General features: G+C 71.7%; 9 protein-coding genes. 2 read left to right on the top strand and 7 right to left on the bottom strand.

Features of this window, described 5'->3' with window-relative positions:
* Positions 1-52: 52 nt before the first annotated feature.
* The 5 genes from glgB to glgC are packed head-to-tail and all read right to left on the bottom strand — an operon-like array spanning position 53 to position 8,631.
* Positions 53-2,161 (bottom strand): 1,4-alpha-glucan branching protein GlgB, encoded by a 2,109-nt coding sequence (gene glgB, locus ACQPZ4_RS35115; RefSeq protein WP_433045462.1) that lies wholly within the window; start codon positions 2,159-2,161, stop codon positions 53-55.
* An 8-nt stretch (positions 2,162-2,169) separates the two neighbouring features.
* Positions 2,170-3,492 carry a maltokinase N-terminal cap-like domain-containing protein gene (locus tag ACQPZ4_RS35110; protein WP_433045459.1) on the bottom strand — a complete coding sequence of 441 codons (1,323 nt, stop codon included), beginning with the start codon at positions 3,490-3,492 and terminating at the stop codon, positions 2,170-2,172.
* A gap of 7 nt (positions 3,493-3,499) precedes the next feature.
* Positions 3,500-5,200 carry a maltose alpha-D-glucosyltransferase gene (gene treS, locus ACQPZ4_RS35105; RefSeq protein ID WP_433045456.1) on the bottom strand — a complete coding sequence of 567 codons (1,701 nt, stop codon included), beginning with the start codon at positions 5,198-5,200 and terminating at the stop codon, positions 3,500-3,502.
* A 41-nt stretch (positions 5,201-5,241) separates the two neighbouring features.
* Positions 5,242-7,353 carry a maltotransferase domain-containing protein gene (locus tag ACQPZ4_RS35100; protein WP_433045453.1) on the bottom strand — a complete coding sequence of 704 codons (2,112 nt, stop codon included), beginning with the start codon at positions 7,351-7,353 and terminating at the stop codon, positions 5,242-5,244.
* Between the two features lie 42 nt (positions 7,354-7,395).
* Positions 7,396-8,631, bottom strand: coding sequence for a glucose-1-phosphate adenylyltransferase (gene glgC, locus ACQPZ4_RS35095; protein WP_433045449.1), 1,236 nt, complete (start codon positions 8,629-8,631; stop codon positions 7,396-7,398).
* Positions 8,632-8,692: 61 nt separating this feature from the next.
* Between glgC and glgA the strand changes: the two genes are divergently transcribed.
* A complete protein-coding gene (gene glgA / locus ACQPZ4_RS35090; RefSeq protein ID WP_433045447.1) occupies positions 8,693-9,877 on the top strand; it encodes a glycogen synthase in 1,185 nt (394 codons plus the stop codon).
* Here glgA and pcaD read toward each other — a convergent pair.
* Complete coding sequence (gene pcaD, locus ACQPZ4_RS35085) at positions 9,862-10,629, bottom strand: 3-oxoadipate enol-lactonase (RefSeq protein ID WP_433045444.1); 768 nt, start codon at positions 10,627-10,629, stop codon at positions 9,862-9,864. The two genes, glgA and pcaD, sit on opposite strands and share 16 nt — an antisense overlap.
* Positions 10,630-10,821: 192 nt before the next feature.
* Between pcaD and ACQPZ4_RS35080 the strand changes: the two genes are divergently transcribed.
* Entirely contained in the window at positions 10,822-13,056 is a 2,235-nt protein-coding gene (locus tag ACQPZ4_RS35080; RefSeq protein ID WP_433045441.1) for an ATP-dependent Clp protease ATP-binding subunit, read from the top strand.
* A 49-nt stretch (positions 13,057-13,105) separates the two neighbouring features.
* Here ACQPZ4_RS35080 and ACQPZ4_RS35075 read toward each other — a convergent pair whose 3' ends face one another.
* Positions 13,106-14,098 (bottom strand): hypothetical protein, encoded by a 993-nt coding sequence (locus tag ACQPZ4_RS35075; protein ID WP_433045438.1) that lies wholly within the window; start codon positions 14,096-14,098, stop codon positions 13,106-13,108.
* Between the last annotated feature and the right edge of the window lie 122 nt (positions 14,099-14,220).

The raw sequence follows: 14,220 nt of genomic DNA, 5'->3' as shown, positions 1-14,220 counted from the left end.
ACAGCCGCGGTCCAGGAGGGCTGCTCCTGGACCGCGCTCATGACAACCGAGGTCAGCCCAGCTTCAACCACAGCGCGCCGAGCGGGGGCACCCGCAGGACGGCCGACGCCGGCAGCCCGTTGTGCGGCTCGCCCGTCGCCTCCACGGCGCCCATGTTGCCCACGTCCGAGCCGCCGTACACGGAGGCGTCCGTGTTGAGGATCTCCGTCCAGCGGCCGGTGAACGGCAGGCCGAGGCGGTAGCCCTCGTGCGGGTGGGCGGCGAAGTTCACCACCACGGCCACGACCGAGCCGTCGCCGCCCCAGCGCAGGTACGAGAAGCAGTTGCCGCCCGCGTCCTCGTTGTTGATCCAGCGGAAGCCGTCCGGCGTCGTGTCCTGGGTCCACAGGGCCGGGGTGTGCTTGTACACGGCGTTGAGGTCGCGCACCAGGCGCTGCAGGCCGCCGCGCATCGGGTCCTGGACGAGGCCCCAGTCCAGGCCGCGCTCCTCGCTCCACTCCTGCTCGTCGGCGAGCTCACAGCCCATGAAGAGCAGCTGCTTGCCCGGGAACGACCACATGTAGGCCAGCAGGGCGCGCGCGTTGGCGACCTTCTTCCACAGGTCGCCGGGCATCTTGCCGACCAGGGAGCCCTTGCCGTGCACGACCTCGTCGTGGCTGATCGGCAGGACGTAGTTCTCGCTCCACGCGTAGACGGTCGCGAACGTCATCTGGTTGTGGTGGTACTGGCGGTAGATCGGGTCCTTGCCGACGTACGTCAGCGTGTCGTGCATCCAGCCCATGTTCCACTTGAAGCCGAAGCCGAGGCCGCCGGAGTCGGTGGGGCGGGTGACGCCGAGCCAGGCCGTCGACTCCTCGGCGATCATCATGATGCCGGGGTGGTGCTTGTAGACGGTCGCGTTCGCCTCCTGCAGGAAGGAGATCGCGTCGAGGTTCTCCCGGCCGCCGTACTGGTTCGGCGCCCACTGCCCGTGCTCGCGCGAGTAGTCCAGGTACAGCATCGAGGCCACGGCGTCGACCCGCAGCGCGTCGGCGTGGAACTCCTCGCACCAGTACAGCGCGTTGGCGACCAGGAAGTTGCGCACCTCCTTGCGGCCGAAGTCGAAGATGAGCGTGCCCCAGTCCGGGTGCTCGCCGCGGCGCCAGTCGCCGTGCTCGTACAGCGGCGTCCCGTCGAAGCGGGCCAGGGCCCAGGCGTCCTTGGGGAAGTGCGCGGGCACCCAGTCGAGGATGACGCCGATGTCGGCCTGGTGCAGGCGGTCCACGAGGTGGCGGAACTCGTCCGGGGAGCCGAAGCGCGCGGTCGGGGCGTAGTAGCCGGTGACCTGGTAGCCCCACGAGCCGCCGAACGGGTGCTCCATCACGGGCAGGAACTCCACGTGCGTGAAGCCCATGTCCTTGACGTACTCCGTGAGCTGGTCGGCGAGCTCGGTGTAGGTCAGGCCGGGCCGCCACGAGCCCAGGTGCACCTCGTAGATGCTCACCGGCTCCTCGTGGGTGCGCCGCCCGGCCCGCGCGGCGATCCAGTCGCCGTCCTTCCAGTCGTACTGCGACCGGTACACGACGCTGGCCGTGGCGGGCGGGGTCTCGGTGTGCTGGGCGAGCGGGTCGGCCTTCTCCACCCAGTCGTTGTCCGGGGTCAGGAGCCGGAACTTGTACTTCTGCCCGGCGGTCACGCCCGGCACGTACAGCTCCCACACGCCGCTGCCGCCGAGCGAGCGCATCGGCAGGCCGTCGTGCGGGCCCCAGCCGGTGAAGTCGCCGACGACGCGCACGCCGCGGGCGTTGGGGGCCCAGACCGCGAACGCGACGCCGTCCTCGCGCACCTGGGCGCCGAGGACGCTCCACAGCCGCTCGTGCCGGCCCTCCTGGATGAGGTGCAGGTCGAGGTCGCCGAGGGTGGGCAGGTGCCGGTACGGGTCGTCGCTCAGCGTGCCGTCGGCGTCGATGCGGTAGTCGGTGAGGGCGCCGGGCACCTGGACCTCGAACACGCCCTCGCCGTGCACCTGGCTCATCGGGTACCGCTCGCCGTCGGCGACCACCGCCACGTCACCGGCCCCGCGGCGCAGCGCGCGCACCACGGTCATGTCGCCGTTCGCGTGTGCGCCGAGGATGCCGTGCGGGTCGTGGGACCGCCCGGCGATCAGGTCGTCGAGATTCATAGGGGTGCTCACCTTGTCGTCAGGTCCGAACCGTTCACGATGCGCTCGATCGACTGCAGGGGGATCCGCAGCCAGCCGGGGCGGAACCGCGCCTCGTACGCGCTCTCGTACACGGCCTTGTCCAGCTCGTAGGCGCGCAGCAGGGCGCGCTCCTCCCGCGGGTCGTATCCGGCGGCGGCAGCATAGCCGTCGCAGAAGGCGTCCCGGTTACGGTCGACCCACTGCCGGGCCCGGCGGGCGAGCTCCTCGTCGTCCTCCTGGCCGAGCAGCAGCTGGTTCGCGGCGTACTCGTACGAGCGCAGCATGCCCGCCACGTCACGCAGTACCGAATCCGGCTTCCTTCGCTCTTCCACCGCCACCCCGGGCTCGCCCTCGAAGTCGATCAGCAGCCACGACTCCGGGGTCCGCAGGACCTGGCCGAGGTGCAGGTCGCCGTGGATGCGCTGGGTGGCGACGGGGTCCTCGCCGGCCTTCTGGAACAGCGCCGCGATGTCGCCGGCGAGCGGCTGCAGGTCGGGCACCACGCGCAGGGCCGTGTCCAGGCGGGCCAGCATCGCCTCCACGGGCGGCGGCGCGCTCTGGGTGCCGAGTTCCTCCGCGAGGGTACGGTGCACGTGCGCGACCGCCTCGCCCAGCCGGGCGGATTCGCCGGCGAAGTCGCCGCCGACCTCCTCGGGCTTGAGATCGTGCTCGGCGTAGAGGTCGCGGGTGCTGGTGGTGGCCATCGCCCAGCCCTCGGCGGAGTTCTGCGCGTACTCGGTCACCATGGCCAGGGCCAGGTCGTCGCTCTCGATCGCGCCGAGCAGCCGGGCCACGTTCGGGCACCCGGCCCGGGCGAGGACGCGGTTGAGCTCGAGGTCGGGGTTGATGCCCGGGGTGACCCGGCGGAAGGTCTTGAGGATCGCCGCGCTGTCGAACACGACGCTGGTGTTGCTCTGTTCGGCGCCGCTGATGCGGGCGGGCGCGTCGACCGGCAGGGCGACCCCCGGCTCGGGCACGAACCGGACCCCGTCGACGACCGCGCCGGTGTCGATGAGGGCCAGGATGCGCTGGGCCGAGTGCTCGTCGTAGAGGGCGTCGGAGGCGGTGCGGTCGCCGTCGGCGCCGATGAGGGCGGCCGCGGACAGCTCCGCGGCCACGTCGAGGTTCCAGCCCACGAAGACCTGGTAGCGCTCCGAGCCGCCGTCCTCGTAGTGCGCGTCGAGCAGCACGTGGTCGAGCTCGTCGGGCAGGTGGGTGACGGCGGCCGGCTCGACGTGGGTGAGGGTGCGCGTGCGCCCCGCGTACCACCGCTGATGCGGCAGCCAGTCCGTGTACGGCAGAGAAGTCATGGCTCTCCTAGCTCTGCTCTACCGGCGCGCTCAGCTGGAACCAGTAGAAACCGTGCCCCGGCAGGGTCAGCAGGTAGGGCAGCTGACCGACGTTCGGGAACTGGACGTGGCCCGTGAGCTCGATCGGCGTGTACCCCGCCCAGTTCTGCAGGTTCAGCTCGATCGGCTGCGGGAAGCGGGACAGGTTGTTCACGCACAGCACGACGTCGTCGCCGTGGACGCGCACGAAGGCGAGGACCGACGGGTTGGACCCGCCCAGCTCGCGGAACTCCCCGGCGGCGAAGGCGTCGTGGCGGCGGCGGACCTGCAGCATCGTGCGGGTCCAGTTGAGCAGCGAGGTGGAGCTCTCCTTCTGCGCCTCGACGTTGACCGACTGGTAGCCGTAGACGTGGTCCTGGATCGCCGGCAGGTAGAGCCGCCCCGGGTTGGCCTGGGAGAAGCCGGCGTTGCGGTCCGGGGTCCACTGCATCGGGGTGCGCACGCCGTCGCGGTCGCCGAGCCAGATGTTGTCGCCCATGCCGATCTCGTCGCCGTAGTACAGCACCGGCGAGCCGGGCAGCGACAGCAGCAGCGCGGTGAACAGCTCGATCTGGTTGCGGTCGTTCTCCAGCAGCGGGGCGAGGCGGCGGCGGATGCCGACGTTGGCGCGCATGCGCGGGTCCTTGGCGTACTCCGCGTACATGTAGTCGCGGTCCTCGTCGGTGACCATCTCCAGGGTCAGCTCGTCGTGGTTGCGCAGGAAGATGCCCCACTGGCAGTTGCCGGGGATCTGCGGGGTGTGGGCCAGGATCTCCGAGATCGGGAAGCGTGACTCGCGCCGCACCGCCATGAACAGGCGCGGCATGAGCGGGAAGTGGAACGCCATGTGGCACTCGTCGCCGTCGCCGAAGTACTCCACGACGTCGGCCGGCCACTGGTTGGCCTCGGCGAGCAGGACCCGGCCGGGGAACTCGTCGTCGATGACCTTGCGGCAGCGGCGCAGGAACTCGTGCGTCTCCGGCAGGTTCTCGCAGTTGGTGCCCTCGGCCTCGAAGAGGTACGGCACCGCGTCGAGCCGGAAGCCGTCGATGCCCAGGTCCAGCCAGAACCGCAGCGTGTCGATCATCTCGCGCTGGACCTCGGGGTTGGCGTAGTTGAGGTCCGGCTGGTGGGAGAAGAAGCGGTGCCAGAAGAACTGCCGCCGCACCGGGTCGAAGGTCCAGTTGGACTCCTCGGTGTCCACGAAGATGATCCGGGCGTCGCCGTAGGCCTTGTCGGTGTCGGACCACACGTAGTAGTCGCCGTACGGGCCGTCGGGGTCGCGCCGGGACTCCTGGAACCACTGGTGGGAGTCCGAGGTGTGGTTCATGACCAGGTCGGTGATGACCCGGATGCCGCGCTTGTGGGCCGCGTCGAGCAGGTCGACGAAGTCCTCGACCGTGCCGAACTCGGGCAGGACCTTGTAGAAGTCCCGGATGTCGTACCCGCCGTCGCGCAGCGGCGAGTCGTAGAACGGCGGCAGCCAGAGGCAGTCCACCCCGAGCCATTGCAGATAGTCGAGCTGGCCGATGAGTCCCTTGAGGTCCCCGGACCCGTCGGCGTTGGAGTCGGCGAAGGCCCGGACCAGGACCTCGTAGAAGACGGCCCGCTGGAACCAGCCCTCGTCCGCGGCCATGACCCGCGCTTGGCCGAAGTCGCTGGAGGACGGGTGCTCGACTGCGTCGCTCATGCTGTACCTACCTCTTACTGCCCGTCGTCACCGGTGATGGCTCACCGGTGGCGATGCACCGTGAACACGTGCGCCGGCTCGTAGTAGGGGTCGAGCCGGACGGCGTTGTGCTGTCCCCAGTCGAACGTCGCGCCGGTGATCTCGTCGCGCACCGTGAACCGCTCGTGCCAGTCGAAACCCAGCGCGGGCATGTCCAACGTCGTGTTACCCCACTGCACGTTGTGTGAATCCAGCGACACGATCACCAGCACCGTGTCGTCGCTCTCCGGGTCCCGCTTGGACCAGCACAGGACCTGCTCGTTGTCGATGCCGTGGAACACCGTGTTGCGCAGCCGCTGCAGCGCCCTGTGCTCGCGGCGCACCGTGTTGAGCCGGCGCAGGTACGGCGCGAGGGACTCGCCGTTGCGCTCGGCCGCCTCCCAGTCGCGGGGGCGCAGCTGGAACTTCTCGTTGTCCAGGTACTCCTCGGCGCCCGGCCGGGGCAGGTGCTCGAAGAGCTCGAAGCCCGCGTACATGCCCCACGAGGGGCTGAGCAGCGCGGCCAGCACGGCCCGGATCTTGAACATCGGCGGGCCGCCGTGCTGCAGGTGCTCCGGCAGGATGTCGGGGGTGTTGGGCCAGAAGTTCGGCCGCATGTAGTCCGCGGCGGCGATCAGCTGCTCGACGTACTCCCGGATCTCCCAGCCCAGCACGCGCCAGGTGAAGTAGGTGTACGACTGGGTGAAGCCGATCTTGCCCAGCCCGTGCATCATCGCGGGGCGGGTGAACGCCTCGGCCAGGAACAGCACGTCGGGGTCGGCGGCCTTGACCTCGCCGATGATCCAGTGCCAGAAGCCGACCGGCTTGGTGTGCGGGTTGTCGACCCGGAAGATCTTGACGCCCTGCTCGACCCAGTGCAGGACGACCCGCAGGATCTCGGCCCGGATGCCCTCCGGGTCGTTGTCGAAGTTCAGCGGGTAGATGTCCTGGTACTTCTTCGGCGGGTTCTCGGCGTAGGCGATGCTGCCGTCGGCCCGGGTGGTGAACCACTCCGGGTGCTCGGTGACCCACGGGTGGTCCGGCGCGCACTGCAGCGCCAGGTCCATGGCGATCTCCACGCCGGCCTCGCGTGCGGCGGCGATGAAGGCCCGGAAGTCGGCCAGGGTGCCGAGGTCCGGGTGGATCGCGTCGTGGCCGCCCTCGGCCGCCCCGATCGCCCACGGCGAGCCGATGTCCTCGGGGCCGGCGACCAGCGTGTTGTTCGGACCCTTGCGGTTGACCTTGCCGATCGGGTGGATCGGCGGGAGGTACACCACGTCGAAGCCCATCGCCGCCACCTGGGCCAGCCGCGGGGTGGCGCTGGCGAATGTGCCGTGCTTGACCGGCTTGCCGCGCTCGTCGACGACGGCGCCCTCGGAGCGCGGGAAGAACTCGTACCAGGCGGAGAACAGCGCCCGCTCCCGGTCGCACCACAGCGGCAGCGCCTCGCCCCGGGTCACCTGCTGGCGCAGCGGGTGCCGCCACAGCACGTCGGTGACGCCCAGGGCCGGCGAGACCCGCGCGAACAGCGGGATGTCGGCGTCGTCCAGGGCGCCGGCCGCGCCGAGGACCCGGCCCCGGTCCGGCTCCGGCATGCCCTCGGCCGCCTCGCGCAGCAGCGTCGCGCCCTCGGCCAGGTCGTTGGCGAGGTCCTCCAGGCCCTGCCCGGCCGCGATCTTCTTGGAGACCGCGCTGTGCCAGGTGAGGTACGGGTCGCTGAACGCCTCGACCGCGAACGTCCACGCGCCGACGGCGTCCGGGCGGATCTGCCCGAGCCACGAGTCGGTGCCGACCGGGCCGGGGGCGAGCCGGTTGAACGGCCGCTCGGTGCCGTCGGGGGCGATGAGCACCACGTTCGTGCCCATCATGGCGTGGCCCTCGCGGTAGGACACCGCGGAGACCGGCACCGCCTCGCCGACGACGGCCTTGGCCGCGAAGCGACCGCCCTCGATCTGCGGGGTCACCTGCTCGATGGGGAAGCGCTGCCCGACCCCGACCGCCGGTGCGTGGAAGAACGCCGCCGGGGACTCGGCCGTCTCCTGGGGCTGCACCGGCTCCTCGGACAGGGCGATCTCCGTCTCGGTCGGCTGGGTGGTCGCGATTTCCGTCTTGAGCGCCTCAGGGGGATTGCCCATGATCCTCACCGTATCGAATTGTCGGGGTTGCTGCAGGGGAAGCTACGGCTCGACCCGTTGTCCCTTTCCGACGACCACGATCCCGCCGTCCGAAACGGTGAACCGCTGCCGGTCCCGTTCCAGGTCCACGCCGATCTCGGCGCCCTCGGGGACGATCACGTTCTTGTCCAGGATGGCGTTGCGCACCACGGCGTGCCGGCCGATGTCGACGCCCTCCATGAGCACCGAGCCCTCGACGTGCGCCCACGAGTGGACCTTCACGTTGGGGGAGACGACCGAGTTCTCCACCAGCGAGCCGGAGATCACGGCGCCGGGGGAGATCATCGAGCCGATCGCGCGGCCGACCCGCTCGCCCCAGCCGTGCACGAACTTGGCCGGCGGCCACGGCGTGTTGCCCGTGAAGATCGGCCAGTCGAAGTTGTACAGGTTGAAGACCGGCTGCACCGCGATGAGATCCATGTTGGCCTCGTAGTACGAGTCCAGCGTGCCGACGTCGCGCCAGTAGCCGCGGTCGCGTTCCGAGCTGCCCGGCACGATGTTGGTGCTGAAGTCGTACACGGCGGCGTCGTTCTTCTCCACGAAGTACGGGATGATGTTGCCGCCCATGTCGTGCTTGCTGGACGCGTCCTGCGCGTCGCGGCTCACCGCGTCGATGAGCGCGTCGGTGGTGAACACGTAGTTGCCCATGGACGCGTAGATCTCGTCCGGCGCGTCGGGCAGGCCGATCGCGTCCTTGGGCTTCTCCCGGAACGCGCTGATCTGCCGGCCGCCCTCGCCGACCTCGATCACGCCGAACTGGTCGGCCGTCGACAGCGGCTGGCGGATGCCGGCGACCGTGGCGGCCGCGCCCGACTCGATGTGCTGGCGCACCATCTGCTCCGGGTCCATCCGGTAGATGTGGTCCGCGCCGAAGACGATGACGTAGTCGGGCTTCTCGTCGTTGATGAGGTTCAGGCTCTGGTAGATCGCGTCCGCGGAGCCGGCGAACCAGCGCGGGCCCAGGCGCTGCTGCGCGGGCACCGGCGTCACGTAGTTGCCCAGCAGCGTTGACATCCGCCAGGTCTTGGTCACGTGCCGGTCCAGCGAGTGCGACTTGTACTGGGTCAGCACGACCATCTTGAGATAGCCGCCGTTGGCCAGGTTGGACAGCACGAAGTCGATCAGGCGGTAGATGCCGCCGAACGGCACCGCGGGCTTGGCGCGATCCGTGGTCAAGGGCATGAGCCGCTTGCCCTCACCACCGGCGAGGACGATCGCGAGGACGTTCTTGGCAGCCATGGGCCAGACGCTAAACGTGTCCGGCGTGTTGCGCCAGACGAACAGCAATTAGTGTTTGGGTGTGCGTGTAGACCTGCTGACTCGAGAGTACCCGCCGGACGTCTACGGCGGCGCGGGCGTGCATCTGGAGTATCTCGCCCGCGAGCTTCGCAACCTGCCCCTCGATGTGCGGGTGCACTGTTTCGGCGCGCCCCGCAGCGAGGCCGGCGTGATCGGGTACGCCGACCCGGCCGGGCTCGCCGGGGCCAATGCCGCCCTGCGGACCATGGGCGTCGACCTGGAGATGGCCGCCGGGTGCGCGGGCGCGGATCTCGTGCACAGCCACACCTGGTACGCCAACCTGGCCGGGCACGTGGCGAAGCTGCTGCACGGCGTGCCGCACGTGGTGACCACGCACAGCCTGGAGCCGCTGCGGCCGTGGAAGGCCGAGCAGCTCGGCGGCGGCTACGCGCTCTCGTCCTGGTGCGAGCGGACCGCGATCGAGGCGGCCGACGCCGTCATCGCCGTGTCGGCCGGCATGAAGGCCGACGTCCTGCGCGCCTACCCCGACGTGGACCCCGACAAGGTGCACGTCGTCTACAACGGCATCGACACCGCGCAGTACGCACCGGACGCCTCCACCGATGTGCTGGAGCGCCTCGGGATCTCCCTGGACAGGCCGAGCGTGGTCTACGTCGGGCGGATCACGCGGCAGAAGGGCCTGCCGTACCTGCTGCGGGCGGCCCGCGACCTGCCGCCGGACGTCCAGCTGGTGCTGCTGGCGGGCGCCCCGGACACGCCCGAGATCGCGGCCGAGGTGACCGCGCTGGCCGACGAGCTCAAGGCGAGCCGGTCCGGGGTCGTCTGGGTGCAGGAGATGCTGCCCAAGCGCGAGGTCATCCAGGTGCTCACGCACGCGACGCTGTTCGTGTGCCCGTCCATCTACGAGCCGATGGGGATCGTCAACCTCGAGGCGATGGCCTGCCAGACGGCGGTCGTGGCCACCGCGACCGGCGGCATCCCCGAGGTCGTGGCCGACCGCGAGACGGGGCTGCTGGTCCCGATCGAGCAGGTCGCCGACGGCTCCGGCACCCCGCTGGACGCCGCGAGGTTCGAGGCCGACCTGGCCGAGGCGATGACCGCGCTGCTGGAGGACCCGGCGCGGGCGGCCGCGTTCGGGCGGGCCGGGCGGCAGCGGGCCGTGGACCACTTCTCGTGGGCCGCGATCGCCGACCGGACGCACGCCGTCTATCAGTCGGTGACGTGATCTTCGATGAGCTGACTGATCACGTCAGGTTGTTCCACATTCGCCAGATGGGCCGCATTCGGTACCACCACGAGCCGGCTGTCGCGCACCCGCGCGTGGATCAGCTCGCCGTGCTCGGGTGGCGTGGCGGGATCGTCCGCCCCGGCGATCACCAGCGTCGGGGCGGCGATCCGCGGTAGGTCGTCGCGCAGGTCCATGGCGGCGATCGCCTCGCACCCGCCCGCGTAGCCCTCGGCCGGGCAGGCGGCGATCATCGCCCGGTACGGCGCCACCCGGGCCGGCAGCGCGGCCCGGTACAGCGGGGTGAACCAGCGGCCGAGGACCGCGTCGGCGACCGGCTGCATCCCGACGGTGCGCACCTGGTGTGCCCGCTCCAGCCAGCCGTCGGCCGGGGGCAGGTGGGCCGAGGTGCAGATGAGCACCAGGCGCTCGATGCGCTCCGGGGCGTGCGCCGCGAGCCACATGCCGACCATGCCGCCGAGGGAGAGGCCGCAGTACGAGGCCCGCTCGATCCCCAGCCGGTCGAGCAGCGCCAGCACGTCCCGGCCGAGCTCCTCGATCGCGTACGGCCCGGCCGGCACCGGCGACCCGCCGTGCCCGCGGTGGTCGAAGCGCACCACCCGCAGCCGGGCCCCGAAGCGCGTCAGCTGCGGCCGCCACATGTCCAGGTTGCTGCCCAGCGACCCGCCGAGCAGCAGGAAGGGCGCGCCGAGCGGGCCCGCGGTGCGTTGGAACAGCGTCGTTGCCGTCACGAGATCCTTGTACCACCTCGCTTCGCTCTCAGCAGAACCCCCGGGCCGCGCTGTGGCGTTATTGTCGTTCTCAGGTAGCTCGCGCCTACCTGTGCCTTGCGGCCAAGAGGCTTCGACTCAGCGCATCCTCCTTCACTGCTTCTGCGATGGCGGGTGCGATCGTCGTGGCCCGCCGGAAGGCGTCGATGCCCCATGTTCGAGCGCTTCACGGACACCGCCCGCCGCGCCGTCGTGCTGGCCCAGGAGTCCGCCCGCACCCTCAACCACAACTACCTCGGCACCGAGCACCTGCTGCTCGGCCTGCTCATGGAGCCCGACGGCGTCGGCGGCGCCGCGCTGCGCGCCCTCGGCATCACGCTGGAGAAGGCCCGGGCCGAGGTCGAGGAGATCGTCGGGCTCGGCCCGAGCGCCCCGGTCGCGCACATCCCGTTCACGCCCCGGGCCAAGAAGGTCCTGGAGCTGGCCCTGCGCGAGGCGCTGCGGCTCGGGCACAACCACGTCTGCACCGAGCACGTGCTGCTGGGCCTGGTCCGCGAGGGCGAGGGCACGGCCGCGCAGATCCTGGTCCGCCTCGGCGGCTCGCCCAACGCCCTGCGCGCCCAGATCATGGACGCCCTGACCGGCCACCCCTCGGCCGGGCCGCCGTTCGCGTCCTCGTCCCCGCCGTCGGACCGGGCCGCCAGCCCGACGCTGGACCAGTTCGGCCACGACCTGACCGCCGACGCCCGCAACGGCGCCCTCGACCCGGTGATCGGCCGCGACACCGAGATCGAGCGGGTCGTGCAGATCCTCACCTGCCGGCGCAAGAACAACCCGATCCTCACCGGCGAGCCGGGCGTGGGCAAGACCGCCGTCGTCGAGGGCCTGGCCCAGCGGATCGTGGCGGGCACGGTGCCGCCCGCGCTGGCCGGCCGCAGCGTGTACTCGCTGGACCTGGGCGGCCTGGTGGCGGGCTCGCGGTACCGGGGCGACTTCGAGGAGCGGCTCCGCAAGGTCATCAAGGAGATCCGCACCCGCGGCGACGTCATCGTCTTCATCGACGAGATCCACACCCTGGTCGGCGCCGGTGCCGCCGAGGGTGCGATCGACGCCGCGGCCCTGCTCAAGCCGCTGCTGGCCCGCGGCGAGCTGCAGACCATCGGCGCCACGACCACGGACGAGTACCGCCGCTACATCAGCCGCGACGGCGCGCTGGACCGCCGCTTCCAGCAGGTGGTGATCGAGCCCCCGACGGTGCCGGAGTCGATCGCGATCCTCCGCGGCCTGCGGGCGGGCTACGAGTCGCACCACGGCGTGGCGTACACGGACGAGGCGCTGACCGCGGCGGTGAAGCTGGCCGACCGGTACGTCCCCGGCCGCCGCCTCCCGGACAAGGCCATCGACCTGCTGGACGAGTCCGGCGCCCGGGCGGCCCTGGCCGGCGTCTCGCTGGTCGACCGCGACCGCATCGCGCAGGTCCTGGCCGCCTGGACGGGGATTCCGGTGGGCGCGCTGAGCGCCGACGAGGCCACCCGGCTGCTGGCCCTGGAGGACGCCCTGCACGAGCGGGTGGTGGGCCAGGTCCACGCCGTGCGGTCGGTGGCCTCGGCGATCCGCCGGGCCCGCACGGGCCTCGCCGACCCGAGGCGCCCGACGGCGTCGTTCATCTTCGCGGGCCCCTCCGGCGTCGGGAAGTCCTCCCTGGCCAAGGCCCTGGCCGAGCACCTGTTCGGCACGGAGGAGGCGCTGGTCCAGCTGGACATGTCGGAGTACCACGACCACCACACGGTGGCCCGCCTGATCGGCGCACCTCCGGGGTACGTCGGCCACGACGACGGCGGCCAGCTCACCGAACGCATCCGCCGCCGCCCGTTCTCGGTGATCCTCTTCGACGAGATCGAGAAGGCCCACCCGGACGTCTTCAACGCCCTGCTGCAGATCCTGGAGGACGGCCACCTCACCGACGCCCAGGGCCGCCGGGCCGACTTCCGCCACGCGGTCCTGATCCTGACCACCAACCTCGGCACCGCGACCACCCCGGCCGGCTTCACCTCGGGCCCGGCCTCGGCGGTGTTCGCCCGCGACCTGCAGCGCCACTTCCGGCCCGAGTTCCTCAACCGCATCGACGACGTCCTGGTCTTCCACCCGCTGACCGCCGAGCAACTCCTGCGGATCGTCGAGCACCACCTGCTGCGGGTCACGCTGGAGCTGGACTCGCGAGGCATCACGCTCTCGGTGACGGCCGCGGCCCGGGAGTGTCTGGCGACGGCGGGCTCGGATCCGGCGCTGGGCGCCCGGCCGCTGCGCCGCGCCGTCCAGCGCGAACTGGAGACGGAGCTGTCCACCCGCCTCCTGAACGCAACCCTGAACCCGGGGGACGAGATCACCGTCGACGCCGCCGGTTCGCAGCTCACGTTCACCGTGGCCCCGGCCCGGGTCCCCGCCTGACGGCGCTCCGGCTGCCCGGGCCGACGTGCGGCCCGGGCAGCGGAACGGGTCAGTAGGTCAGCGCGGCCGCGCCGGACTCCTGGCCGGGCAGCACCACCACGTCGGACGGCTGGACCTGCCGCGTGGCCTGGTCGTCGTCGAAGGCGATGTCGTAGGCGGCCGGGGCGCCCGAGGCGGACCAGTGCGCGCCGAGGACGGTGCCCTCCCGGTGCGGCGTCTGCCCGGGCCTGCGGATCCTCGTGCCCGGGGCGTGCCCGTCCTCGGAGACGACCAGGAGCGCGTCGAGGGTCTGCCGCACGCCCTGCCACGGGGCGGGCTGCACCATCGGGTCGCCGGAGTGGTTCTCGGTCGGGGTGCTGAGCCGCCGGTGGGCGAGGGTCAGCAGGTCGGCCGCGTACCGGGTGGCCGGTTCCGCGTGATACTGGGCCGCGGCCAGGGCGGCGTCGATCCGGTGCCAGCGCGCCGCGGCCCCGTCGGCCAGCAGCGCGCGGGCGGCCCGGTCCAGGTCGGCGCAGGTGATGTCGACCGCGGTCTCCTCGCCCAGCTCGGCCGTCCACGCCAGGTCGAGGGGGGCGGGGACCAGGCCGGGGCTCTCGTGGGCCACCGCCAGGTACACCATCGCCAGCAGCTCCGCCCGGTACTCGCCGCCGTAGAACACCCGCCCCGCGACCTCCCCCGCGGGGAACCGGTCGGTGAGGTGCCGGGCCCGCCCGGTCGGAATCCGCGCCGCGATCCGGGCCGCGTCGAGCTTGGCCTCGGCGGTGCGGGCCTCGCGGCCGACGATGGTCCAGCGCCCGTGGGACAGCGCGGCCGGATAGACGGTGCGGCCGGTGTTGGCGAGCGTCTCGCCCGGCGCCAGGGCGGCGGCGGCCAGTTGCCGGGCGGCGATGGAGTAGGCGACCCCGGCCTGTGCGGCGTGCGCCCGGACGGCTCGCCGGCGCGCCCGATCCCGCCCGGACCGGGACTTCGGCCGCCCCCGCGAGGGCGGGGGAGTGGGATCCGTGGCGTCGGGCGGGGTGGGGTCCTGCGGGTTGTCGGCCATCTCGAGTCCTCCGGCGTCGACCCACGCTCGCACCGATCGGACCGGCATCGTCTCCCGCCGGGCAGCGTGGGGCGCTGACCGAATCGGTGCGCTGAGTCGGGGACTCTTGGCCTCGGGACCGG

It is taken from the genome of Dactylosporangium sp. CS-033363, assembly GCF_050942475.1.
Taxonomy (GTDB): domain Bacteria; phylum Actinomycetota; class Actinomycetes; order Mycobacteriales; family Micromonosporaceae; genus Dactylosporangium.
Note: the sequence above shows the minus strand (reverse complement) of the source record. Positions and strands in the feature narration are given on the sequence as shown.